Below are 24,499 nucleotides of genomic sequence, written 5' to 3'. Positions count from 1 at the left end.
TATATTTAAATTAGGCCAACATAAACCTATTAAACTATTGTACTATGAGCGTATCTAGACGAAGCTTTTTAGAGAAAAGCGCATTAGCCTCCAGTTTTTTTATTGTTCCTCGTCATGTATTAGGCGGAAAAGGTTTTCTTGCTCCCAGTGATAAATTGATTGTAGCGGGTATCGGTGTAGGAGGAAAAGGGAAGTCGGACTTACGAAAGTTTTATGAAAGCGGTAAGGCAGAGATTGCCTTTTTATGTGATGTGGATGACCGACAAGCCAAAGATTCCGTGGCTGCATATCCGAAAGCTAAATATTATAAAGATTGGCGGAAATTGATGGAGATTGAATCCAAAAATTTCGATGCCGTGTCGGTATCAACTCCGGATCATAACCATGCCGTTCAGGCAATGGCTGCGATGCAATTAGGCAAGCACGTGTATGTGCAAAAACCGATGACACACGATATTTATGAGGCACGCATGTTGACAGCAGCTGCCGACAAATATAAAGTGGTTACCCAAATGGGTAATCAGGGTTCTTCTGGGGATGGTGTTCGCCAATTAGTGGAATGGTATGACGCTGGGATTATTGGCGACGTGCATACGGTTCAAATTTGGACGAACCGCCCCATCTGGCCACAGGGTATTCCTTGGTCAACGGCCAAGCCACCTGTGCCATCAGGTTTAGATTGGGATTTGTGGTTAGGTACGGCTCCGTATAAAGATTATGTAGACAATTTGATTCCGGGTTCTTGGCGCGGATGGTGGGATTATGGAACAGGTGCTTTGGGTGATTTAGGTTGCCACTTGATGGAAGCTCCTTTCCGCGTATTGGGTTTGAAATATGCTTCTGATGTGCAGGCAAGCGTGGGCAGTGTCTTTACGGCTTTTGGTCAGCGCGGTGTTTTTCCTGATAGCTGTCCTCCATCAAGTCATGCTACGTTAACTTTCCCTAAAACAAGCAAAACCCAAGGACCGGTGACCATGCATTGGATGGATGGAGGTATTAAGCCAGAGAGACCGGAGGAACTTGGACCAGATGAGATGTTTGGTGATGGGAATTCAGGTATATTATTCATTGGTACCAAAGGCAAAATGATGGCAAGTGAGTATGCTGCGAATCCACGTTTATTGCCTCTGTCACGGAATGAAGAAGTAAAAGTGAAGAAAACCCTTGAGCGTGTTCCGGGAAGTGCAGAAGGACATTATGCACAATGGGTGGAAGGAGCAATTGCCGGATATGGCAACAAACAAATGAGTTCATCTTTTGAGCTTGCAGGTCCATTAACAGAGGCAATATTAATGGCAAATTTAGCGATTCGCGTGGCGGATATGCCGTTTCCTCGGCCTACAGGTAAGGGGAATCATTATCCGGGTTCAAATACCAAATTGCTTTGGGATAATGCTAATATGCGCGTGACTAATTTTGATGCGGCGAATCAGTTTGTAAAGCGTACGTATCGGGATGGTTGGAGTTTAGGAGTTTAATCGATTTTTATGCGTTTACTATTGGTATTGTTGATCATTGCTGCGCACGTTTGTATGGCGCAGCAAGCTCAAATTATTAGAGGACCTTATTTGCAATCTGTTACGCCAACTTCCGTTTTGGTGCATTGGCGGACAGATACCCCGGTCGCTAGCCGGGTCTATTACCGTGCGTCAAGCAAGGTGATGTCAGTGTTGGATACCAATCGCGTAATCGATCACGTAGTATCCCTGCAAAATTTGAAACCGGCAACAAAGTATGCGTATCAAATAGATTCAGACTTATTTTCAGACGATCGGTATGTAGTTACAGCTCCGGCTTTTGGTTCAACCAAACAAGTTCGTATTTGGGCATTGGGCGATTTTGGAGATGGCTCGGCGAGTCAAAAGGCAGTTATGAATTCAATCGAAGTATATACGCGTGGTGATCGTCCTGATGCTTGGATTTGGTTGGGGGATAATGCTTACAATAATGGGAAGGACGAAGAATATCAAAAAAATGTATTTGATGTTTACCAGTCGGCATTTTTACAAAACTTGCCTATCTATCCTTCACCAGGAAATCATGATTACGCGGGGAAACATGATCCGACCGTTCCTCCGTATTTCAAGATTTTCAATATGCCTATTCAGGGTGAGGCAGGGGGCTTGCCTTCGCATGCGGAGTCCTACTATTCCGTTAATTATGGTCCTGTACATTTAGTAGCCTTGGATACCGAGATGCGCGATGTGAATGGATTGCAGCTCATGGATGGAAAAGGCATGCAATATGAGTGGTTAAAGGCAGATTTGGCGGCCAATAAATTACCTTGGGTGGTGGTGTATTTTCATAAGCCTCCCTATTCCAAAGGTTCACATGATTCAGATACTGAATTGGACATGAAGCATATGCGCGAACATGTTAACCCACTCTTTGAGCAATATAATGTTGATTTGGTGATAGCAGGACACAGTCATGTCTATGAGCGCAGTTATCCAATGCGGGGACATTTTGGAGTGAACGATACATTTGATTCAGCTACGCATGTTTTCGCCAACGAAAAATCTCCAAATCAGTATGTAGTAGGTCCGAAAGGGCAGGGGGTAATTTATGTGGTCAATGGATCAGGTGGAAAAGTAGGTGGTCAGCGTCCGGGTTTTCCGATGAAGTCTTCTGTGTATACGAATAATACGATTGGGGGTTCTGTTTTATTGGATGTGAATAAGCATCGTTTCAATCTAAAGTGGATACAGTCGGATGGAGTAATCGGCGACGAATTTGTTATAAAAAAGCCTTAATTTTCTTTAAAGGGATGCCTTTGTATCCAAGTTACTTCAGGTTCTAATAGCCTAAATATTCGGGCTAAATGTCGGTTAATCCACGGGGCTTGATGTTCCATGAATCCATACATTTTTTCAGGTTGTGCACCAATAGAACTTTTTATTTCCATGGCAGTTCTACCAAAATTTATTTTTTTGAAGCCATTCACAATCGCACAGCCTACCATATCATAAAGCATGTTCAAGTAGAGCATTTTTTCTTTTTGAACCTTAGGGTCGTAACCCAAAAAATAGGTTTCCAATAAGTCTTCGTGTTGAAATAGGGTATTAAATCCAATCAGTTGGCCTTGCTCAAAATAAGCAAAAAAGCGAAACGATTCACCCATTTTTTCTTTCATACAGCTGAAATGATTCTTTGCTAAAAGGAACGTATTAAAGGGGGCATTTTCCGCCACATGAAGATAAAGTTCATAGATACGTGTTTCTAGTGCAATGATTTCGCGTAAATCCAATTGGCGTTTTTCGACTCCGAGGGATTTTTTGCGTGCTCTTTTGTATTGATCTCGGTATTTTTTGGAAAGGGCATGCACATAATCTTGCTCCTTTGTCCAGCCTTCTTGCGAATTAAAACACATGCTAGGCTGCGAAGTGAATTGTAGACTTTTTTCAAAAATGGGCTGTTGGAAATAAATGATTTCTTCGTGAGGGAAGTCCTTCAAAATATGGATATGTTGTCCTTCAAATTCAGACATCACCAGTGATTTTATATAGGATAGCACCTCACTTGGTTTTGATTCAGGGGCAAAAGCAATAGCATGCTGGCCAGTCAGCATGTTATTTCCTAAAATCAACAGTTTGCCAGCAAAATTTTTGAATAAAAAATTCCGTAACATGATTTTTAGCCCATGATCGCGGACGCCAAAAGTATGTAGTTGGTTTAGGTCTATTAGTTGTAGCAATCCAACCGCTAGCATTTGTTCATTTTGAAATATGCCAACGAATCTGTGCCTAACATTGAGTGGGGTGGATGACTCCAAAGCTTCGAGGTAATCCTTTTGTAGGAAGATACTCGTTTTCGCGATGCTGTCCCAGTTAGATGGCAACTCCGATGTGTGGTGGTAAAGTTGGTGTTTGTAGTTCAATGAAAAAGGTTTTCAGTAGTTTAACTGAAATTTCGGGGTTATTGTTCCCACAAGACGTGTTTATATTTGATTTTTGGCTTTATGATTTAAGCAATTGAATAGACAATTTCATTTGAGGCTTCGCGTCCAGTGGTCTTAAATCCTAACATAGTGAGTTTAAATCGCAACAAGCCCCAATCAGTTTAATCACTTCGATATATATTGTTCGCTTACGTGATGCTGTGTTTAGTCAGATCAACTACTTTAAAAATAGTTTTGATTAAAATATACAAACCAATAAGGCCTCATTTTTATAATCATTTATAGGATGAACGAGTTGAATATATTTTAACTGGCAATCTTGATATAAAATTTAATGTGTACCGATAAATAATTAATTGATAATAAAAATAGATTATGTCGTTAATATTGAGCTTCCTTACTAGTATGCTAAATCGTATCATTATTCTTTTATTATCAATGGCAGTTGTCTCTTGTTCTAAAGAGATTTTCCAACAAAAACTTTCTGTTGATTGGACACCTTTAAACGGTGGTACGGTTTCCCCTCCAACCAATGCCTTTGAAAAAGGGACAGTGGTTTCTATGATCGCCACACCTGCAGGTGAATATACCTTTAAGCAATGGAGTGGAAGTTTATCAGGTAATACTAATCCTTCACCCATTACTTTGGATGCTGATAAGCAGGTAACCGGTGTGTTTGAAAAACGTAAATATCCTTTAACACTCAGCATTGTGGGGAGTGGTTCGGTGAAAGAAGATGTTCTAGCCGTTGCACCTCAAACACAATATCCTTCGGGAACGACGGTCAGATTAAGCCCACAACCTGCAGATAAATTTGAATTTGCTGGTTGGTCAGGTGATTTAACAAGTAGCGCTAATCCTTTGGATTTGAAGATTGATAGGGCAATCAATTTAAAGGCATTGTTTCAACAAGTTAAAGCTCCTACTGTAACTCCGGCCATTGAAATGGAAATTGTTGACTCAAGATTAAAATCTACCAAAACGGGTAAAATTGATGTTCCTGTAGTAATAATTAATTTTTTGCCTGATACAATTATTTCTAATCAGACTTACCTAAATCCAAAATGGACATTGGAATCAAGCCAGCCTTGGGATGCTCCGTTTCAATACAAAATAGATAGAGCTAAAAGTAAAATTTTAGCAGAAAGAATCATTGAAAAGAACGCAATAGAGGAGGGAACTCGTTTTAGGGATTATGGGGCTAATAAAGCCGAGAAATACATAAATATTGACGTTGTGGCATATATTAATGTAAAAAACATCAAGTTGACAGGTAAAAACGTCGATTTTAATGATTTATTCGCAAGAATTAATTTAAAAGACTACGTTGAGAAACTTGGAGCTAAAGAAGTATGGTTTACCTTCTTTCTAAAAAGTGATTTATTTGACGTTCCTGAATCAAATATGTCTCCGAGGGTTGGTGCACCATATGGTGATATATCAAATAGCTATCGTGAATTGAATGATTTGCCAAGATACAATAAAACCTATGTTGTTTACGGAAATAATGGATGGAGAGGAGTTGATACTGATTTACACAATAGGGGACACCAATTAGAAATGGAAATGATGCATATTGATGGGTTAAATCGAATTTGGTTAGATAAATTTGCCAAAGTTGGTCGTGGGGGCAATACCCACTTTGCGCCTAATTCATTAAAAGATTACGATTGGGCAAATACAGCTTTTGTGAAATCAGATATCGAAACTTGGAAACCATCGGGAGGCACTTTTGTTGATGTTAATGTCAATACTTGGGTTAGTAAACGTTATCCATTTGAAAAAAATATTTCAATGACTGCGCCATCGAGATTTGCTACAGGGCAAAATGATTTTACAAATGATGCACCCACAAAATGGTTCATTTATTGGTGGCAATCAGTACCTGGAATGAATAATGGAATAACAGATGTCCAAGGCACTGGGTCGACAGCCAAAAAAATTACGCTATCCAATTGGTGGGATTTATTTTTTAATTTTGACGAAGCAGTCAACTTGAAAAAACAACTGGTTAATTAATAGTCGTATTTCATTTGTGCATTATCATATATTTTTTTGAAAATTCTGCTCGGGCTAACTTCATCGTTACTTGTGCCTTTAAAAAAACAATTTTTTTGAGGTGGTTTTTACACCGTTAGAAATCGAGTCGAGCGCGACTCCGGCCGTATCAAGCGTTTAGGAATACCTCCAACGTTTAGCGTCCAACGTCCATCGTCTATTCTTGTGGCCCCGGCGGGAATCGAACCCGCATCTAGCGTTTAGGAAACGCCTATTCTATCCGTTGAACTACAGCGCCAATTTTTCAATTCTTAATTCTTAATTCTTACCTCTCAATTCTCCTCCGGAACTACCCCATCATTATACCCCATTAAATGGTTGGTATCCAACCAATTTGGAAAAATCTGAAAGTGCTTTTCTTTAATTATATCCATCACCATTTCACGTAATTCGGCTAAATTTGAGCGTTGCTCTGCTGAAATAAATACGGTCTTGGGCGTATTTGTTTGCCAGTGTGATTGTTTCAAAAAGCGGGTTACACGCTCCATTTTGGTTAATTCAGGTTCTCCATTTTCATCTACTGCCGCACCTTCAAAGAAAACATCCTCGACCTTGTACAAATCAATTTTATTGAAAACTAAGATTGTTGGTTTGTCTCCCGCGCCCATCTCATTCAAAATTCCTTGTACCACCTCAATTTGCTCCTCAAAATTCGGATGGGAGATATCGACTACATGCAATAAGACATCCGCTTCACGCACTTCATCCAAGGTTGATTTAAATGATTCAATCAATAGCGTAGGTAGTTTCCGGATGAATCCTACGGTATCCGTTAATAAAAAAGGAATCCCATCCCAAACCACCTTGCGTACCGTGGAATCCACCGTTGCAAATAATTTATTTTCTGCAAAAACATCTGCTTTTGCCAATTTAGTCATCAAGGTTGACTTCCCCACGTTCGTATATCCTACTAGTGAAACACGTACCATACGGTCACGATTCTTGCGTTGCGTATACGATTGCTTATCAATGGCCGTCAGTTTATCTTTTAAGAATGAAATACGATCATTCGCAATTCGTCGGTCCGTCTCCAATTCTTTCTCACCTGGACCACGCATGCCCACACCCCCTCGTTGTTTGGATAGGTGAGACCACATGCGGGTTAATCTTGGTAACATATATTGATATTGCGCAAGTTCTACTTGTGTTCGAGCTTGAACGGTTTGGGCGCGCTGCGCAAAGATATTCAGGATCAATAAACTACGATCGAGCACTTTGATTTCCTTACCTAATAGCGAAATTGTTAATTCGATGTTACGCACTTGGGATGGACTTAAATCATCATCAAAAATCATGATGTCAACATCTTTAGTGATCACATAGGCAATGATATCATCTAACTTTCCTTTTCCCACATAGGTACGATTATCTGGTTTGGCTAAGTTTTGGGTAAAACTCGCCAAGGTCACCACACCTGATGTAGATGCTAAAAATGCAAGTTCAGCTAAATACTCTGCCGTTTGAGTCGCATTTTGTTTCTGCGTCGTTACAGCTACAAGTACCGCCGTTTCTTGTTCTTCTCCCGTACTAAATCCCAATTCTTCCTTCATATCTGATGCTAAAAAAAGCCTTCCGGTTAAGAAAGGCTTTTCATGCGAATATAGTTCAATTTATAGACTTTGAATCAACTTCATATTCAACGTTACATAATCTTCGTTTTTACCTTCTTTTGCTAATGCCATAGATTTTTCAGCGCTTATTTTTGCAGCTGCTTTATCACCTAATTTAGCTTGAATTTTCGCTTGTAAATGTAAAATCCAGTAAGCTGAAGGATTTGCTTCAGTAGCTTTTCCTACCCATTCCAAGGCTTTTTTCAAATCACGTCCGGTTTCAAAATAATAAGATGCAGATTCAAAATAGGGTCTTGTGTCAGCAGCCATCGCTTTTTCGATAGATGTTGCGATTTTCGAATCAATCTCCGTTTCAATTGGAATCGAAACAGCTACTTTCTCCCAGGAAATCACCATGTCCATTTTATTTGCGATGACATTCGCAAATTGAATGGAAAAGGATTCTACTGATTGTGATAGGGTAGTTGTTGCCAACTTCACTTTTAAAACATCCTCTTCTGGCTTGTAATTAAACACACCGTTAGTTCCTTTGTTGAAAATAATTTCCCATGAAAATTGAGAAGGGATTGAAAGCAATTGGTAAGTTCCAGCTTTTAATACTTGGCCAGCAATTTTTACATCCTCGCCAAAAGTAACGCTAGTGGGTGAATTTGCACCCGTACGCCATAATTTTCCAAAGGGAACTACATCACCAAATATCTTACGACCTTTAATTACAGGACGTGAATATTTAACTTCTACCGCAGATAATGAAAAATCTTGTTTGATGCTTTGTCCTGGACTTGAAGCAGGCATTTTTATGCCTTGGGCGAAAGCACCTGTAGAAAGAACCCATAAAGCTAAAACTAATACTTTTTTCATATTACTTATGCGGATAATGCTTCTGCACCACCTACGATTTCAAGAATTTCTTTCGTAATGGCTGCTTGGCGTGAACGGTTATATTCTAATTTTAATGCTTTTATCAACTCACCCGCGTTATCAGTTGCCTTATCCATTGCGGTCATACGAGCTCCGTGTTCTGATGAATTCGACTCGAGTAAGGCACGGAAGATTGACAATTTGATTGACTTTGGAATTAATTCAGAAATAATTTCTTCCTCCGTTGGTTCAAAGATGTAATCAACTGAACTCACATTCTCCGTAGTTTCTGAGGCTACTAAAGGAAGTAATTGTTCCGTTTGAATGATTTGTGTCGCTACATTTTTTGAATAATTGAAAAGCACTTCGACTACGTCATATTGCTTTTCAGTAAATGCGTTTAAAACGATTTCTCCAATTTCCCGCACATTCGTAAAATTCAAGCGAGTGAAAATATCAGCATGCGAATCATTCACTTTAAATCCGCGACGTGAAAGGTATTCTCCACCTTTTTTTCCTAGGGCTAATATCTCAACATTTCCGCTCGCCTGGAGGCTAGCGTACTTTTCATTAACTAAGGCCATCGTCGCTTTTCCCACGTTCGCATTGAATGCGCCACAAAGTCCACGATCAGAGGTTACTACAATGAGTAAGACATTTTTAATTTCACGTACCACAGTGAATGGATTCTCTGCCCCTGCATCAGATTGAGCAGAAACTGTTGCAATCATCTCAGCTAATTTCTTAGCATATGGGCGCATTTGTTGTATAGCATCCTGTGCACGACGCAATTTGGCAGCCGAAACCATTTTCATGGCTTTGGTTATCTGCTGCGTCGAGTTGACTGATACAATTCTATTTCTTACTTCTTTTAAGGAAGCCATAGTATTCTAAATTTTATGCTTTGTATTTAGCTGCTACTTCATTACCCACTCGCTTCAAGGTAGCGGTTAAGGTATCATCGTATTTACCTTGACCTAAAGCTTCTAAAGTAGCTTTCTCCGTCGCACGTAAAACTTGAATGAAATCTTGTTCGAATTCACGAACTTTTTCCACAGGTACATTATCTAAATTACCTGTAGTCGCTAAATAAATCATCGCAACTTGCTCTTCTACTCGTTGTGGAGCGAACTGAGGTTGCTTCAACATTTCTAAGTTACGACGACCACGGTCGATCGTTAATTTTGTCGATGCATCTAAATCTGAACCGAATTTAGCGAAGGCCTCTAATTCACGGAATTGTGCTTGATCTAATTTTAACGTACCTGCTACTTTCTTCATCGACTTGATTTGCGCATTACCCCCCACACGAGATACCGAGATACCTACGTTGATCGCTGGACGAATACCTGCGTTAAACAAGTTTGTTTCCAAGAAGATTTGACCATCCGTAATCGAAATTACGTTGGTAGGGATATACGCAGAAACGTCACCCGCTTGTGTTTCGATGATTGGAAGTGCTGTTAAGCTACCACCACCTTTCACGATGCCTTTGATTGACTCGGGTAGGTCATTCATGTTACGAGCGATTTCATCCGAGTTGTTGATTTTCGCCGCACGCTCCAATAAACGGGAGTGAAGGTAGAAAACGTCACCTGGATATGCCTCACGTCCCGGTGGACGACGTAATAACAAAGAAACTTCACGGTAAGCTACCGCTTGCTTCGATAAATCATCATATACAACTAATGCTGGACGACCTGTATCACGGAAGAATTCACCAATCGCCGCTCCCGTAAATGGTGCGTAGAACTGCATCGGAGCAGGGTCACCTGCTGAAGCTGATACAATCACGGTGTAATCCATGGCTCCCGATTTACGCAATGTTTGCTCAATTTGCTTCACAGTTGAAGCTTTTTGACCTATCGCAACATAAATACAGAACACAGGTTCTCCTTTATCGAAAAATTCTTTTTGATTTATAATGGTATCAATACAAACAGCTGTTTTACCTGTTTGACGGTCACCGATCACCAACTCACGTTGGCCACGGCCTACAGGGATCATCGCATCAATAGCCTTGATACCTGATTGTAAGGGTTCTGTAACCGGTTGGCGAAAAATTACACCTGGTGCTTTGCGCTCCAACGGCATCTCGTAAAGTTTACCAGTAATCGGGCCATTTCCATCGATTGGCTCCCCTAATGTATTAACCACACGACCTAGAATACCATCACCTACTTGAACAGAGGCAATTAAATTGGTACGCTTAACAGTATCACCTTCTTTGATTTGACTCGAGTCTCCTAAAAGTACAGCTCCTACATTGTCTTCCTCTAAGTTTAATGCCAAAGCTTTCAAACCGTTTTCAAAAACGATTAATTCACCTGCTTGAACATTGGAAAGTCCATAAATACGAGCCACACCATCACCCACTTGGAGTACGGTGCCTATTTCTTCTAATTCTGCTTGAGTTTTCGCTTGAGATAATTGTTCTCTTAAAATCGCCGAAACCTCATCTGGTCTTACTGATGCCATAAATTTATGTATGAAAAGTTATCTTTTTACTATTTATTTTCGGGTGCAAAATTAGTTAGGAAATTTGAATATTCCCATGATTTAATAAAAAAAATGCCGATAATCATAAGACTTTTTAAAGAATTAAATTTTGATACGAATTAGCCACTTGTTAAATGCGGTTAAAATTCTTGAAAAAGAGGCATTTTTCTGTATCTTCGAGGCTTTGTTTGGAATTAAATTAATAATATGAAAATCAAATTACTTGCACTCTTGTTGTGTACTATTGCCTTTGCTTCTGTAGGACAGGTAAAATCGAATGTTGCGAAAAAGTCAAAACCTAAAACCGTTCCTAAGCTGACGCTTTCAGTTACAAGAGTTCCTGTTAAGGATTTTTCAAATGACATTGATTCTGTATCATATGCTTTAGGGGTTTTGTTTTCCCAAGATCTCAAGTCCAAAAATGTAAAAGTTAATCCTGAGTTATTTGCCAAGGGATTTTCATCGGGTACTTTGGGTGAAAAATTGTTATTAAGTGATCAAGAATGTCAAACGGTGTGGTCTAATTTTATGATGAAAAGCCAAAAGGCCCAAATGGAGGAGCAAGCAAAGCAAATGGCTGAGCAGGCTAAACAATTTGAACCAAATCGCTTGGCTGGTGAGCAGTTTTTAGCGGAAAATAAAACCAAGGATTCTGTAAATACCACGGCTTCCGGATTGCAATACAAGGTAATTAAGTTGGGAGATGGCCCTAAGCCTACAGCATCTGATAAAGTGAAAGTGCATTATCATGGAACTTTAATTACCGGTGAAATATTTGACTCTTCCATTCAACGTGGAGAGCCCGTTTCATTTCCAGTTTCGGGGGTAATTCCGGGTTGGGTTGAAGCGCTTCAACTCATGCCAGTAGGTTCAAAATTCAAGTTGTTCATTCCTCAAGATTTAGCTTATGGTATTCGTGCTGCAGGACCTAACATAAAGCCATATTCGGCTTTGGTATTTGAAGTAGAGTTAATTGCTATCGAAAAAGAATAAAATATGAAAAGAATACTTCCAATTTTAATTCCACTTTCGCTGTTGGTTGTCGTATTTCTTCATGGGAAAACGCAAGGATCTATCGAGTTGGACACTTACCAAAAAGGTGATCTTCAACCTACTGAAACCCAAAAGAAAGTTGAACGTATGGTTTTTGGTATTTTAAGTAATTACCATTACCGAAAAGTACCTGTAAATGATTCATTATCATCTAAAATCTTTGATGCGTATATTAAAGATTTAGATCCCAACAAGGTGTATTTTTTGGAGTCTGATATCAAAGAAGTTGAAAAATATCGATTTACTATTGATGAGCAATTGAACTTAGGGGATTTGACCTCTGCTTTTCAGATCTATAATTTGTATCAAAAACGCATGATGGAGCGTTTCGATTACATTGAAAAGGTCATTAAGCAACCTGTTGATTTTTCAATCGATGAAAGTTATCAGCCAGATCGCGAAAAGTCGGCATGGGCTAAATCTACTACCGAGTTGAATGATTATTGGCGAAAAGACGTTAAGCGTCAATTGTTGGATTGGAAAATTGGTGGCAAAGCTGATACAACTGCTGTGCGTGAATTAGCTGATCGCTACAAGCGTTCTGCCAAATATATGGCTCGCACGCGTGCTGAAGATGTTTTTCAGGTGTTTATGAATGCCTACACGGAGAGTATTGATCCGCATACCTCCTACATGATTCCCAAAACAGCTGATGAGTTTAACAAAGATATGGCGCAAAGTTTTGAAGGAATTGGAGCTACGCTTCGCTTAGAAGGTGATTATGTAACCATTCAGGATTTAGTTCCGGGTGGTCCCGCTTTCCGTTCCAAGCAAATTAATCCCAAGGATCGTATCGTGGGTGTTGCACAGGGAGATAACGGTGCTTTTGTTGATGTGATTGGTTGGTTTACTGATGACGCGGTTAAATTAATACGCGGTGCCAAAGGTACCGTTGTTCGTTTAAAGATTTTACCTGGTTCTGGCGTAACGGGATCTCCTACAACTGAAGTGCGGATTGTTCGAGAGAAAATTAAGCTTGAAGAGCAAACAGCAAAAAAAGAAATCTTGAATTTTAAGCAAGGAGCTACTACCTATAAACTTGGACTCATTACCATTCCCATGTTCTACCGGGATTTTGAAGGCGCTCGTAAACGCGAAGCTGATTTCAAATCTACCTCAGCAGATGTGCGTAAATTTTTGAATGAGTTTAAACAAGAAGGCATAGATGGTTTGGTAATTGACCTGCGCAATAATGGTGGCGGTTCCTTGATTGAGGCCGTTGAATTAACCGGTTTGTTTATTCCCAAAGGCCCAGTGGTTCAGCGCAAGCAATCCGATGGCCGAATTTCTCAAGAAGTAGATCGTGATCCCGTTCAAGTATATGACGGACCTATGGCTATTATGATTAATCGTTTTTCTGCCTCTGCATCTGAAATTTTTGCTGCAGCGATTCAGGATTATAAACGTGGCATCATCGTAGGTGAGCAATCATACGGCAAAGGTACCGTTCAATCGGTTATTGATTTAGATAACTACATGGATGAAAAAGATCCTGCTGGCCAATTGAAAATCACTTTAGAAAAATTCTATCGTGTAAATGGTTCATCAACGCAACATAAAGGGGTTAATCCTGATTTTGCTCTTCCTTCTGCTTTCTCCGCTGAAGAGTTTGGTGAAAGTTCTCAACCATCCGCTTTGCCTTGGGATATGATTCCTACAACATCATATACGCCAACAAACAACATCGTTGGGCCAGCATTAGCTCAATTGCAAACTGCTTTTCAAGTACGCTTGAAAACAAAACCCGATTTGGTCAAATTGAAACAAGATTTTGAGCGTTGGAAAAAGATTAAAGATCAAAACTCCATTTCGTTGAATTTTGAAAAGCGCAAAAAAGAGTTGGAAGAGCAAAAGAAAAAACCCGATGATTCTCAATCTGTGATGGATGCGCTAGGTGGAACCGATGAAGCGAACTCAGATAATACTAAGAAAGAGAAAGACGCTGATAAGCACGCTAAAGACGCATATTTGAAAGAAACGCAACAAATTTTGTCAGATTGGATTTCAAATGGCGCAAGAAAAATAGCTAAAATGCCATGATTGATTTAGGTGTCATCCTAGAAAATGCCAAGCCCATTGTTCGTGAGACAGGCCTATGGATTCAGTCCATGGTAAATAATATAGGCGAGGCAGATATTCAGTACAAAGGCACCAACGATTTAGTATCTTTCGTAGACCAAACGGCAGAATCCCGATTAAAAGAAGGATTATCGCGCATTTTTCCAGAGGCCGGTTTTGTTGCAGAAGAATCAGCCTCAGATTACAGCGAAGTAGGCGACGGCTATTATTGGGTAATTGATCCTTTGGATGGCACAACTAATTTCCTGCACCGCTTACCAATTTACGCAGTATCGGTAGGACTAATTTGTAATAAACAGCCTGTTTTGGGGTTAATTTATGAACCCAATCGAGATGAGTTGTTTTATGGTGCTACGGGCTTAGGGGCTTTTTTAAATGAGCGATCGATACACGTGTCCTCTCAGACATTAATGAATAAAAGTTTATTAGCCACAGGTTTTCCATATTATGACTTTTCATACCAAGATCGCTATCTGGCTTTGTTAAAAGAATTGATGCGATCCTCTCATGGTTTGCGTCGTATGGGAGCTGCCGCAATTGATTTGGCGTATACAGCTTGTGGTCGATTTGAAGGTTTTTTTGAGGCTAATTTGAAACCATGGGATGTGGCTGCCGGAAAGATTATTATAGAAGAAGCAGGGGGGCGTGTTTCTAATTTTAGTGGAGGTGATGCGGTAATTTTTGAAGGAGAAATTATTGGAGCAGGACCAATATTTGAGGAATTTTTAGGAACTTTGCAGTCCAAGTGGTTTGTTGATTGAATATGGAACACGTTTTGATCTTTTTGGTTTTTGCTGCGGCGATATGCTATCTTGGCAGATTAGTTTACCAACAATTTTGGGGTAAAACGGCAGGTCAATGCGCCAAAGGTTGCGGTACTTGTGCTGCAGGTTCACTCGATAAATTGGAATCCATTGAAAGATAAAGAAAGCGGAAAAATTGTTGATTTACAGATTATCCGACGCATTTATGGTTTCATAAAGCCCTATCAAATCCGCTTCTGGTTTCTGGTGTTTTTGATTCTGTGCATGGCAGGTATTTCACCTGTTATCCCATTGATGATCCGGTTTACCCTTGACCATTATGTTAGTTTGGACAAAATGGCCGACTTATTGCGCATGTTTTTCATCATGATTGCTGTGCTTCTTGGTCAAACGGGTTTGCAATTTTCCACCAGTTATTTAGCGGGATATTTAGGTCAAACGGTTATTCGTGATATTCGGGTACAGCTTTATGCCAAAATCATTGATTTGAAATTAGCTTTTTTTGACGCAACGCCTATCGGTAGACTCGTGACGCGGACCGTATCTGATATTGAGACATTGAACGACGTATTCTCGGAAGGATTGGCATCCATTGCTGGTGATTTGTTACAGTTATTTTTGATTATTGGGGTGATGTTTTACACCGACTGGCGATTAACCTTGGTTATTATTGCTACAGTGCCTTTTATGGTTTTTTCTACCTACGTTTTCAAAGAATATATAAAGAAGTCCTTCAATGAAGTACGTATTGCTGTGGCTAATCTAAATTCCTTTGTTCAAGAGCACATTTCGGGAATGATGATTGTCCAACTATTTCATGCTGAAAAACGTGAATTAGCCAAGTTTAATCAGATAAATCAAGAGCATCGCGATGCCAATATTCGAGGTATTTTGGCTTATTCCGTTTATTTTCCAGTTGCCGATGTTATCTCAGCAGTGGGGTCGGGTTTTGTTGTTTGGATGGCTTCAACCTATATTTTAAAGGAGGAAATAACGGTGGGTACCCTGACTGCGTTTATCATGTTTATTAACCTCTTTTTTCGACCAATACGGATGTTGGCCGATCGTTTCAATACCCTTCAAATGGGTATTGTTTCCACTGAGCGTATTTTGACATTATTGGACTCTACGGATTATATTCAAAATAATGGCAAGGTGCTTGCTGATCAGGTCAAAGGGAAGATTGTATTTGATCAAGTGACCTTTGCTTACAATGAGCCTGAATGGGTAGTTAAAAAGGTTAGTTTTAACGTACCGGCAGGTAAAACGTTGGCAATTGTAGGGGCTACAGGTGCCGGAAAATCATCTATTATTGGATTGTTAGGTCGCATGTACGATTGCCAAGAAGGGGTTATTCGGATTGATGGTATCGCCTTGCCAGAATATGAAATACACAGTTTACGAAAAAATATAGCTGTCGTATTGCAGGATGTATTTTTGTTTAGCGCCTCTGTTGCTTACAATATTCATTTAGGGGATAAAAGTATCTCACAAGAAAAGATTGAGGAAGCAGCCAAAGCTGTGGGAGTTCATGATTTTATTATGTCGTTACCGGGCGCTTACGCGTATGAAGTGATGGAACGAGGGGCAACGTTGAGTGTAGGTCAGCGCCAGTTAATCTCCTTCGTTCGGGCTATGGTTCATGATCCCAAAATTATTATTTTGGATGAAGCAACTTCTTCGGTAGATTCTGAATCTGAAGTGTTGATTCAACAAGCTATTGCGAAATTAATGAAAGGCAGAACGGCCGTTGTTATTGCTCATCGATTATCAACCATCCGAAATGCGAGTCAAATTTTAGTAATGGATAAGGGTGAAATCAAAGAACGCGGTACGCATGATGAATTATTAAAGCAAGAAGGTCTATATGCGCAATTATATCATTTACAATTTAGTCGCAATTAATCCGTATATTTGAGGCTTATGAAATTGAAAGAAAGTATACTGATTTGTTTTGTTGCATTGCTTGGCCTGAGTTCATGTGGTAAGTTTGAGAAGTTCCGTAAGAGTGCAAGTTTACCCGTAAAGTACAAGGCAGCTGTAGATTATTATAAGAAGAAGGATTTTAATAAGGCGGGTATTTTATTCGATGAAATACTTCCCTTAATGAAGGGAGATTCTACGCAAGAAATGGCTACCTATTATCAAGCCTATTGCGATTTTAATTTAGGGAACTTCACCGTTGCTAATGCTCATTTTAAGAAGTTCTATGAAGTGTTTTCTCGCAGCGAATATGCTGAAGAGGCTATTTACATGTCGGCTTATTCCATGTACAAAGACTCTCCAAATTATAATTTGGATCAAACGGGAACATTAACGGCTATCGAAGAATTACAGAGTTATTTGAACAATTATCCAGATACCAAATTTAAGGACGAATGTTCAAATATGATTAGAGAATTACGTCGCAAGTTGGAACGAAAGGCCTATGAAAAAGCGAAGTTATATCACAAGACGTCTTCATTTAATGTAGCATCTTTGAAGTCATCTGTGATTGAAATAACAAATTTTCAACGTGATTTTCCAGATTCGGATTTTAATGAAGAAATGGCATATTTAAAGGTTTTGGCGCAATTTGATTTGGCAAATAGTACCATCGAATCAAAACAGAAGGAACGCTATTCAGATGCGTCTAAGTTTTATTTAGACTTAGTTGATAAGTATCCCCAAAGCCCATTTCTAAAAGATGCTGAAAAGATGTATGAAAAGAGTAACCAAGAAGTGGAGCGAATCGCGAAGCTTGAAGCTGAACAGAAAGCACTTTTAGAGAAAGAAAAGTCCAATACATCCAAATTGACGACAAGTCCTCAATAGTTTATTTCAGAAAATTAACTTATTTTTGCAACCTTAATTAAAATTCAAAGAGATGTCTAAGATCCAAACCAATCCATCAATCATTACGCGTGATGTAGATAAAATTGCTGCAAAGACAGGTAATACCTACGAGTCTATCTCCATTATTGGACAACGCGCTCGTCAGATTTCTAGCAAAATGAAAGAGGAATTATCAGGTAAATTATCTGAGTTTGCTTCTTCTGTAGATAATTTGGAGGAGATTTTTGAGAACCGTGAGCAAATCGAAATCTCAAAATACTATGAGCGGATGCCGAAACCGAGTGCTATTGCAATCGATGAGTTTTTGGGAGATAAAATTGATTACAGAAATCGCACTGAAGAAACAGACGAGAACTAATCTTTTTTCGTTTGATTTCATATGAAATCCCTTCGCATTATTTTTTTCGCGATATTATGTCTTGGTTCTTGGGAAATGAAAGCCCAAGAACTGCAGGCAACAGTGACCATCAATACCGAGCAATTACAGCTCGATCAGCAGCGAGGAACCTCGCAAATTTACGTTGAACTTCAGCGAACTCTTCAAGATTTTTTGTCAAACCGCCGTTGGTCTAATGATAATTTTGCGCCCGAGGAAAAAATTAAGTTAAATATCAATTTGCTTTTAACCAAAGCCAGTTCACAAGGCGATTTTGAAGCAAATGCACGCATTCAAGTCCTAAGGCCTGTTTTTGGAACATCGTATGAGACGATTGTTTTGAATATGATTGATAAAAACTTCAATTTCAAGTATCAAATTGGGAATCCAATTACCTACAATGACAATAGTTTTATTGACAACATCAGCTCCCTAATGGCATACTACGCTTATTTGTCATTGGCATATCATTATGATTCGATGGGTTTGCGTGGAGGAGAGCCCTTTGTGCAGAAATTGGTTATTCTCACTAACCTCGCGCAAAATTCTGGAAGTGGTTGGGGAAATGCGAATGATATTCGTTCGAGGTTTGCGATTGCGGAGAATTTAATGAACCAACAAGTTCAGGGAATGCGCGATGTTAATTATGCTTACCATCGCCTGTATTTAGATACATTTAAAGACAAACCGGATGAAGCACGCAAAGGCATCTTGGATTTATTGTTGCAGATTCGGCAAATAAATCAGGTGCTTCCAGGTGCGGCTAGTATTCGTGTTTTTTTTGATTCGAAGAGTGATGAAATCTTCTCCATTTTGGATGAGGCAGGTGTTTCGGAACGCCAACAAGCCTTTGCGTACTTAAGTTTACTTGATCCGATCCGGACTGAAACTTATAGAAAATTAATCAGGTAAAAAATCAGTTTCCCCTAATCTAAAGTCCTTTTTCTCCTTTACCTTTGGCAATCCTCCAAGGTTTGCCAAAGGTAGCGTTACCCTTTTGATTTTAGTTCAAATAGAAGCACCGTTTCAGTCTTGTCTGAAATCTTAAATCGGTTGTCAATTCGTTGCCCAACTATCCAAGCGACGGAACCTTTACTCAGGACCAATAAGGTTGATTTTTTAATATTAAGTGCTACTTTTTTATCCGTTAAAAAATCTGAAATAAGCTTTTTCGAATTCATTCCTAATGGGCAAAACCAGTCACCATCCTGCGTTTTTCGGATTTCTAAAGGAAAAGTCAAGCTGTCGGCATCGAGGCAAGCAATATTTGCTTCAGTGGGAACTTTATAGTCTGCTGTTTTTTCTTCTACATAAATATGTAGTTCCTGCGTTCCAAGATCTATAACTTCGTCGTCTTCGTGTACGAGGATAGGTTTATATTCGGATTGGTCTTTCGGGCTAAGCACCCATTGATTTCGATCAATATTTAGAATAAAAAGTGGAGATTCATATATTTTTCCCACTTTATCAGCTGGATGATTCATTATTTGTGCTACTTGATCTCCTTTAAAAGCTAGGCTTTGTAGCCAACGTTGCTGCATAACTTTTTCTCGTGCAGATTTTGGATTCAATTGAACAAATAAATTGTTTGCCGCATCATTTTTGATGTTTGCTTCTTTCCACAACACATATTCCTCTTGAATCCACGTTTCTATATCCCGAATGCGTTCACTCGTTTGTGCCAATGTTTCATCAATGGTAGCATTGATCTCTTGAAATTTTGGCATGATTTCGTGACGAATGAAATTACGCTGGTATTTGGTTGATTCGTTGGATGAATCTTCACGCCATGCCAAATGTTTTTCTACCACAAAATCAAAAATCTGTTCTTGATTGGCGAATAGCATTGGTCGAATGATATGCCCATTTTTTAATGGAATACCATGAAATCCAGCTAATCCACTTCCACGAGTTAAGTTGATGAGTACAGTCTCAGCACTATCCATTTGGTGATGTGCCGTGGCTATGTACTGATAGCCTTCTTGTTGCCTGATTTCTTCAAACCAATTGTAACGCAACAAACGTGCCGCCATTTGAGTCGATATTTTCTCTTTTTCGGCAAATGCTTTCGTATCAAATACAATTGTGTGGTAGGGTGCTTTTAACGATTTGGCGATTTTTTTAACAAATACTTCATCAGCCAACGATTCTTCTGCTCGTAAACCGAAGTTTACATGAGCAATGCCAAAGTTGAATTTGGCTAATGAGAATAGCTTTGCTAAAACCACAGAATCAATCCCACCACTTACGGCTATAAGAATTTTGTCTTCTGGTTGAAATAAATTCTCTTTTTGGATAAAATGGATGAAATCTTCCAGCATAAAATTGGTAAATTGCGCGTTCAATTGATGATGCGAAATTAACGATTCGCGATGAACATGCGGCAAAAATACGGATTATTCCTTTTTTTCTTTTTACTGCTTCCTACTTGGCTCTTTGCACAAAGCCAGCTTGAAGTTATTCGTGCCGACAGTCTTAACGGAATTCAACAAGATTTGATCATGCGCAAAACCCTGATCGGGCATGTATTTCTTAGGCAGGGTACGACTTCACTTTCCTGTGATCAGGCGGTATTAAATAGCACAACCAATAACGTAGAGGCCTACGGTCATGTGAAAATCATTCAAGCAGATACGGTCACCATTACGGGGGATACCGCAATTTACATCGGAGATAACCGAAAAGCCTTTATTTCAGGAAGGGTAAAGCTCGATGATCATACCATTGTTTTGTCGACCAGTAAGCTCGATTATGACTTGAATTCTCGGATGGCAGTTTATCATACAGGCGCAAAGATTGTAGATAAAAAATCAACGTTATCAAGTCGGGAAGGATTTTACAATACGGTAACAAAGAATTTTCTCTTCAAAGAAAAAGTACGCGTGTTGGATAAGGATGGAGGAAGATTACAGGCGGACTCACTAAAATATAATACGGTATCCAAAGAGGCATATTTTATTTGCCCAACCGAGATCATTACTAAGAAAGATACTGTTTTAACCTCCGCAGGATTTTATAATACCCAGACGAAGGTTTCCAATTTTACGGGTCGGTCGACAGCCAAAACAGATGAATATATACTTTCGGCTGATACATTATTTTATGATAGTCCTACGCAAATCGGTGTGGCAAGAGGTCGTGTTGAGTTTTTAAGCCAAAAGGAAAAGGTAATCTTGAGTGGCGATTATGGTCGATATGCTGGCAAAACGGGTATTACGCGAGTTTATGGCCATGCTTTAATGCGGAACATTGGCGATAAAGACACCTTGTATTTGACAGCTGATACGCTAGTCTCCATGCAAAATAAGACCGATTCGACTCGAAAATTATATGCTTATCACCATGTTTTGATTTATAAATCCGACTTTTCGGGTAAATGTGACTCTTTGGGATATGATACCAAAGATTCGGTAATTCATTTTTATCAAAAACCTTTGTTGTGGACAAATGAATCTCAATTGCAAGCAGATTCAATTTCCATGTATATGACAAATCAAAAGATGAATGAAATGCGGTTGCGAGGGCATTCTTTTGTTATTTCCAAAGATTCAGTCGAACACTTTAATCAAATCAAAGGACGGAAAATGTGGGTTTTGTTTTCGGAGGATTCCCGACTCAAGAAAGTTCAGGTGGAAGGTAATGGCGAAAGCGTTTATTATGTTGTTGATGAAAAAAAGGTAACTACAGGTTTAAATCGAGTCGAATGCAGTCGGATGAATATTTTTTTTCAGGAAAATAAAGTTCATAAGATTTCGTTTATCACGAAACCGGAGGCCAAATTTGTTCCTCCCAAGGAGTGGAAAGAAGAATTGGAATTTTTGGATGGATTTAATTGGCGAACAAAAGAGAAAACCACATTATCCATGATTTTAGATCGCGTTGCTTCACCTGCAAGTGTTAAAAAACCTTAATTTCAGGTATTTTGACGCCTAATATTAACCGTTTACGTAAATTTTGAATTGTTCTATTGAGGAAAAGTTTACCTTTAAATATTCGATAGCGATATGATTCGATTTTTACTTCATTTCCTGCTTGTTTTATGTCTCTTTGGCTTATGTATGCCTGGGATGTTATACGCACAAACAGATGCTAAATCGAAATCTAGGCTTTATATTCAGCGTAGTTTACAAAAACCTACCTTACCTATTTTACTTTCTAAGCGCTCTTTTCAAGTTAATCCATATTTACAGACTAACCTTGATTTGAAACAAAATACATTTGTAAGTCAGTACTTAAAAGCAACCTATGCGAAGTCATCATCGACAAATACGGTGAATGGTATCGCTGAGCGCAGATTAGTGGAAGAGAATATGAACAATGACAAGTATTTGTTTTATAATGATCGCATTCAAGTTTCACATGTTTATCCAAATCCCGCATCAGACTTTGTGGATGTTGATTATCAACTTACAAGTAATCAGGATTTTCGCTTAAGTTTTTATAATGTGATAGGGGAACAGGTTAAAGAATTTAGCCTTGATCGCGATCAACGAACGATGCGAATTTCACTCAGGGATTTTTCCTCTGGCATGTATTTATATCAGTTATCCATTGATGGCCGCTCCGTAGCCACTAAAAAACTCATTGTTCGTAAGGGAATGTAAAAAAACCTGAATGCCTAACATTCAGGTTTTTAGCGATGCGTCACGTTGCCTCATCTCCTTAGGCTAAAGCCTAGGGGTATGTAGTTTCGCAACTTTAGCTTTGATTCGCTACGGTCCGCTTGATAAATGCGGTCAAATCAGCTCCAGTTAATAAGTTTTGCGAAAGTAAAGCTAAATCCGAGATTTCTTTTGCTAAGGATTTTTGGGCTTCTGCTGATTCTAAACTTGCTAGTTTGCTTATCAATGGATGATTAGCATTGACCGTGATGTTATAGGTTGTTGGCATAGCACCAAACATTCCCATTCCACCTCCATTTTTTGACATTTCACTCATGCGACGCATAAACTCATTTTGAGTGACAATCGCAGGTAAATCTTCGGGTGACATAGCCTCGACTGCTACGACTTTTTGTTTATCGTTTAAGGTTTCTTCAAAAACCTTTTTAACACTTTCTTTTTGCGTATCACTCAGGACAGCTTCTAAATTAATTCCCGTGTCTATTAATTTATCAATTCGATCGGAATCAACACGTTTCCATTGCGTTTTTTCTAATTTGGCTTCCATCCCTTGAATAAAATGGCTGTCAATTAAGGAATCAAGTCGCAATACAGAATAATTTTTTTGTTTGGCGGATTGAATAAAGGCATCTTGCTGTTGTTCATCAGTCGTGTATAAATAGACTTTATTGCCTTCTTTATCCGTTTGAGCTGCCTGAACCTCTTCAGCATATTCGTCCAACGTAAAATATTTATTATTCGTATCTTGAACTAAACAAAAATTTGTCGCACGCTCCATGAATTTTTCATCGGAAATCATGCCATACTTTACAAATAGTCCAATATTTGCGAATTTTTCTTCAAATGCTGGTCGGTCTGTTTTAAATAAGTCGGCCAATTTATCCGCAACTTTCTTCGTGATGTATGAGTTGATTTTCTTGACATTTGAATCTGCTTGTAAGAAAGAACGCGAAACGTTCAATGGGATATCCGGTGAATCAATGACCCCATGTAACAACATCAAGAATTCAGGTACGATGTCTTTTACCTCGTCAGTTATGAATACTTGTCTGCTGTACAACTGAATTTTCTCCCGCTGTAATTGCATCTCGTTTTTCACTTTCGGGAAATACAAAATACCCGTTAGGTTGAAAGGGTAATCGACATTTAAGTGAATCCAGAATAAGGGTTTCTCTTGCATCGGATACAATTCGTCGTAGAATTGCAAGTAATCCTCATCCGTTAAATCGGAAGGAGATTTCGTCCAAATCGGACTTGGGTTATTGATGATTTTCTCTTGAAACTCAATCGGCATCGGAAGGAACTTGCCATACTTTTCCAAGATTGATTTTAATCGAAACTCTTCTAAAAACTCCTCTGAATCTTCTGCAATGTGCAAGATGATATCCGTTCCACGCGTTTTCTTTTTCGCCGAAGCAATTGAATATTCGGTGGAACCATCACAAATCCAACGCGCAGCTGTTGAGCCCTCTTGGTAGGATTTGGAAATAATTTCAACTTCTTTGGCCACCATAAAGGCTGAGTAAAAACCTAAGCCAAAATGACCGATGATGCCCTTGTCTTCTCCTTGATCTTTGTACTTCTCAACGAATTCTGTTGCGCCTGAAAAGGCAATTTGATTGATATATTTTTTAATTTCTTCGGCCGTCATCCCGATTCCATTATCTGAAATCGTGATGGTTTTCTTCGCCTTATCGAAGCTTACCTGAACTTTTAACTCACCCAACTCACCGTTGAATTCACCAATAGAACTCAAGCGTTTGATTTTTTGGGTGGCGTCTACCGCATTGGATACCAACTCACGAAGGAAAATCTCGTGGTCCGAATAGAGAAATTTTTTGATGATGGGAAAAATATTCTCGGTGTGAATGGAGATGTTACCT

20 protein-coding genes and 1 tRNA gene are annotated in these 24,499 nt (G+C 39.2%); 13 read left to right on the top strand and 8 right to left on the bottom strand.

The features are described 5' to 3' along the window. The first annotated feature begins 44 nt into the window (after window positions 1–44). The gene (locus ACIQZ2_RS09105; RefSeq protein ID WP_395768541.1) at window positions 45–1,478 is read left to right on the top strand and encodes a Gfo/Idh/MocA family protein; all 1,434 of its coding nucleotides are present in this window, start codon (window positions 45–47) and stop codon (window positions 1,476–1,478) included. A gap of 9 nt (window positions 1,479–1,487) precedes the next feature. Beyond that, complete coding sequence (locus tag ACIQZ2_RS09100; RefSeq protein WP_395768540.1) at window positions 1,488–2,753, top strand: purple acid phosphatase family protein; 1,266 nt, start codon at window positions 1,488–1,490, stop codon at window positions 2,751–2,753. On the opposite strand, the gene ACIQZ2_RS09095 is transcribed toward ACIQZ2_RS09100, so the two are convergent. Next, window positions 2,750–3,877 (bottom strand): GNAT family N-acetyltransferase, encoded by a 1,128-nt coding sequence (locus ACIQZ2_RS09095; protein WP_395768539.1) that lies wholly within the window; start codon window positions 3,875–3,877, stop codon window positions 2,750–2,752. The genes ACIQZ2_RS09100 and ACIQZ2_RS09095 overlap by 4 nt on opposite strands. A 426-nt stretch (window positions 3,878–4,303) precedes the next feature. Here ACIQZ2_RS09095 and ACIQZ2_RS09090 point away from each other — a divergent pair, with 426 nt between their 5' ends. After that, window positions 4,304–5,917 carry a hypothetical protein gene (locus ACIQZ2_RS09090; RefSeq protein WP_395768538.1) on the top strand — a complete coding sequence of 538 codons (1,614 nt, stop codon included), beginning with the start codon at window positions 4,304–4,306 and terminating at the stop codon, window positions 5,915–5,917. 205 nt (window positions 5,918–6,122) lie between these two features. Here ACIQZ2_RS09090 and ACIQZ2_RS09085 read toward each other — a convergent pair. The 5 genes from ACIQZ2_RS09085 to atpA form a co-directional block, all read right to left on the bottom strand. Further along, window positions 6,123–6,194, bottom strand: a tRNA-Arg gene (locus ACIQZ2_RS09085). A gap of 34 nt (window positions 6,195–6,228) precedes the next feature. After that, window positions 6,229–7,506, bottom strand: a complete 1,278-nt coding sequence (hflX, locus tag ACIQZ2_RS09080) for a GTPase HflX (RefSeq protein WP_395768537.1) — start codon at window positions 7,504–7,506, stop codon at window positions 6,229–6,231. Between the two features lie 60 nt (window positions 7,507–7,566). Next, complete coding sequence (locus ACIQZ2_RS09075; RefSeq protein ID WP_395768536.1) at window positions 7,567–8,388, bottom strand: DUF2911 domain-containing protein; 822 nt, start codon at window positions 8,386–8,388, stop codon at window positions 7,567–7,569. Between the two features lie 5 nt (window positions 8,389–8,393). Then, window positions 8,394–9,272 (bottom strand): ATP synthase F1 subunit gamma, encoded by an 879-nt coding sequence (atpG, locus tag ACIQZ2_RS09070; protein WP_395768535.1) that lies wholly within the window; start codon window positions 9,270–9,272, stop codon window positions 8,394–8,396. A 13-nt stretch (window positions 9,273–9,285) separates the two neighbouring features. Further along, complete coding sequence (gene atpA, locus ACIQZ2_RS09065; RefSeq protein ID WP_395768534.1) at window positions 9,286–10,866, bottom strand: F0F1 ATP synthase subunit alpha; 1,581 nt, start codon at window positions 10,864–10,866, stop codon at window positions 9,286–9,288. 228 nt (window positions 10,867–11,094) lie between these two features. Here atpA and ACIQZ2_RS09060 point away from each other — a divergent pair, with 228 nt between their 5' ends. From ACIQZ2_RS09060 to ACIQZ2_RS09025, 8 genes are all read left to right on the top strand, one after another. Then, the gene (locus ACIQZ2_RS09060) at window positions 11,095–11,880 is read left to right on the top strand and encodes an FKBP-type peptidyl-prolyl cis-trans isomerase (protein WP_395768533.1); all 786 of its coding nucleotides are present in this window, start codon (window positions 11,095–11,097) and stop codon (window positions 11,878–11,880) included. A 3-nt stretch (window positions 11,881–11,883) separates the two neighbouring features. Then, window positions 11,884–13,980, top strand: a complete 2,097-nt coding sequence (locus tag ACIQZ2_RS09055; RefSeq protein WP_395768532.1) for a carboxy terminal-processing peptidase — start codon at window positions 11,884–11,886, stop codon at window positions 13,978–13,980. Continuing rightward, window positions 13,977–14,780, top strand: a complete 804-nt coding sequence (locus ACIQZ2_RS09050) for an inositol monophosphatase family protein (RefSeq protein ID WP_395768531.1) — start codon at window positions 13,977–13,979, stop codon at window positions 14,778–14,780. The genes ACIQZ2_RS09055 and ACIQZ2_RS09050 overlap by 4 nt, the downstream gene beginning before the upstream one ends. A gap of 2 nt (window positions 14,781–14,782) precedes the next feature. Further along, window positions 14,783–14,944, top strand: coding sequence for a FeoB-associated Cys-rich membrane protein (locus tag ACIQZ2_RS09045; protein ID WP_395768530.1), 162 nt, complete (start codon window positions 14,783–14,785; stop codon window positions 14,942–14,944). Continuing rightward, window positions 14,934–16,688, top strand: coding sequence for an ABC transporter ATP-binding protein (locus tag ACIQZ2_RS09040; protein WP_395768529.1), 1,755 nt, complete (start codon window positions 14,934–14,936; stop codon window positions 16,686–16,688). The genes ACIQZ2_RS09045 and ACIQZ2_RS09040 overlap by 11 nt, the downstream gene beginning before the upstream one ends. 18 nt (window positions 16,689–16,706) lie before the next feature. Then, window positions 16,707–17,597, top strand: a complete 891-nt coding sequence (locus ACIQZ2_RS09035; protein WP_395768528.1) for an outer membrane protein assembly factor BamD — start codon at window positions 16,707–16,709, stop codon at window positions 17,595–17,597. A 61-nt stretch (window positions 17,598–17,658) separates the two neighbouring features. Beyond that, window positions 17,659–17,976, top strand: a complete 318-nt coding sequence (locus ACIQZ2_RS09030; protein ID WP_395768550.1) for a DNA-directed RNA polymerase subunit omega — start codon at window positions 17,659–17,661, stop codon at window positions 17,974–17,976. A gap of 75 nt (window positions 17,977–18,051) precedes the next feature. Beyond that, window positions 18,052–18,906 (top strand): DUF4835 family protein, encoded by an 855-nt coding sequence (locus ACIQZ2_RS09025; RefSeq protein ID WP_395768527.1) that lies wholly within the window; start codon window positions 18,052–18,054, stop codon window positions 18,904–18,906. Window positions 18,907–18,983: 77 nt separating this feature from the next. Here ACIQZ2_RS09025 and tilS read toward each other — a convergent pair whose 3' ends face one another. Further along, entirely contained in the window at window positions 18,984–20,315 is a 1,332-nt protein-coding gene (tilS, locus tag ACIQZ2_RS09020) for a tRNA lysidine(34) synthetase TilS (protein ID WP_395768526.1), read from the bottom strand. Window positions 20,316–20,372: 57 nt separating this feature from the next. Between tilS and ACIQZ2_RS09015 the strand changes: the two genes are divergently transcribed. Both ACIQZ2_RS09015 and ACIQZ2_RS09010 read left to right on the top strand, forming a co-directional pair. Beyond that, window positions 20,373–21,905 carry an OstA-like protein gene (locus tag ACIQZ2_RS09015; RefSeq protein WP_395768525.1) on the top strand — a complete coding sequence of 511 codons (1,533 nt, stop codon included), beginning with the start codon at window positions 20,373–20,375 and terminating at the stop codon, window positions 21,903–21,905. Window positions 21,906–21,998: 93 nt separating this feature from the next. Continuing rightward, window positions 21,999–22,598, top strand: coding sequence for a T9SS type A sorting domain-containing protein (locus tag ACIQZ2_RS09010; RefSeq protein ID WP_395768524.1), 600 nt, complete (start codon window positions 21,999–22,001; stop codon window positions 22,596–22,598). Window positions 22,599–22,692: 94 nt separating this feature from the next. Here the strand turns inward: ACIQZ2_RS09010 and htpG are convergent. Beyond that, on the bottom strand, window positions 22,693–24,499 hold a 1,807-nt coding region (gene htpG / locus ACIQZ2_RS09005; RefSeq protein ID WP_395768523.1), incomplete at its 5' end, for a molecular chaperone HtpG.

The organism is Aquirufa sp., assembly GCF_044342065.1.
In the GTDB taxonomy this organism is placed as follows: Bacteria; Bacteroidota; Bacteroidia; order Cytophagales; family Spirosomataceae; genus Aquirufa.
This window is presented reverse-complemented; position numbering and strand designations above follow the sequence as displayed.

Coding starts and splice junctions, on each gene's coding strand:
- ACIQZ2_RS09105 (WP_395768541.1), top strand. CDS start 45: ATGAGCGTATCTAGACGAAGCTTTTTAGAGAAAAGCGCATTAGCCTCC.
- ACIQZ2_RS09100 (WP_395768540.1), top strand. CDS start 1,488: ATGCGTTTACTATTGGTATTGTTGATCATTGCTGCGCACGTTTGTATG.
- ACIQZ2_RS09090 (WP_395768538.1), top strand. CDS start 4,304: ATGCTAAATCGTATCATTATTCTTTTATTATCAATGGCAGTTGTCTCT.
- hflX (WP_395768537.1), bottom strand. CDS start 7,506: ATGAAGGAAGAATTGGGATTTAGTACGGGAGAAGAACAAGAAACGGCG.
- ACIQZ2_RS09075 (WP_395768536.1), bottom strand. CDS start 8,388: ATGAAAAAAGTATTAGTTTTAGCTTTATGGGTTCTTTCTACAGGTGCT.
- atpG (WP_395768535.1), bottom strand. CDS start 9,272: ATGGCTTCCTTAAAAGAAGTAAGAAATAGAATTGTATCAGTCAACTCG.
- atpA (WP_395768534.1), bottom strand. CDS start 10,866: ATGGCATCAGTAAGACCAGATGAGGTTTCGGCGATTTTAAGAGAACAA.
- ACIQZ2_RS09060 (WP_395768533.1), top strand. CDS start 11,095: ATGAAAATCAAATTACTTGCACTCTTGTTGTGTACTATTGCCTTTGCT.
- ACIQZ2_RS09055 (WP_395768532.1), top strand. CDS start 11,884: ATGAAAAGAATACTTCCAATTTTAATTCCACTTTCGCTGTTGGTTGTC.
- ACIQZ2_RS09050 (WP_395768531.1), top strand. CDS start 13,977: ATGATTGATTTAGGTGTCATCCTAGAAAATGCCAAGCCCATTGTTCGT.
- ACIQZ2_RS09045 (WP_395768530.1), top strand. CDS start 14,783: ATGGAACACGTTTTGATCTTTTTGGTTTTTGCTGCGGCGATATGCTAT.
- ACIQZ2_RS09035 (WP_395768528.1), top strand. CDS start 16,707: ATGAAATTGAAAGAAAGTATACTGATTTGTTTTGTTGCATTGCTTGGC.
- ACIQZ2_RS09025 (WP_395768527.1), top strand. CDS start 18,052: ATGAAAGCCCAAGAACTGCAGGCAACAGTGACCATCAATACCGAGCAA.
- tilS (WP_395768526.1), bottom strand. CDS start 20,315: ATGCTGGAAGATTTCATCCATTTTATCCAAAAAGAGAATTTATTTCAA.
- ACIQZ2_RS09015 (WP_395768525.1), top strand. CDS start 20,373: ATGCGGCAAAAATACGGATTATTCCTTTTTTTCTTTTTACTGCTTCCT.
- ACIQZ2_RS09010 (WP_395768524.1), top strand. CDS start 21,999: ATGATTCGATTTTTACTTCATTTCCTGCTTGTTTTATGTCTCTTTGGC.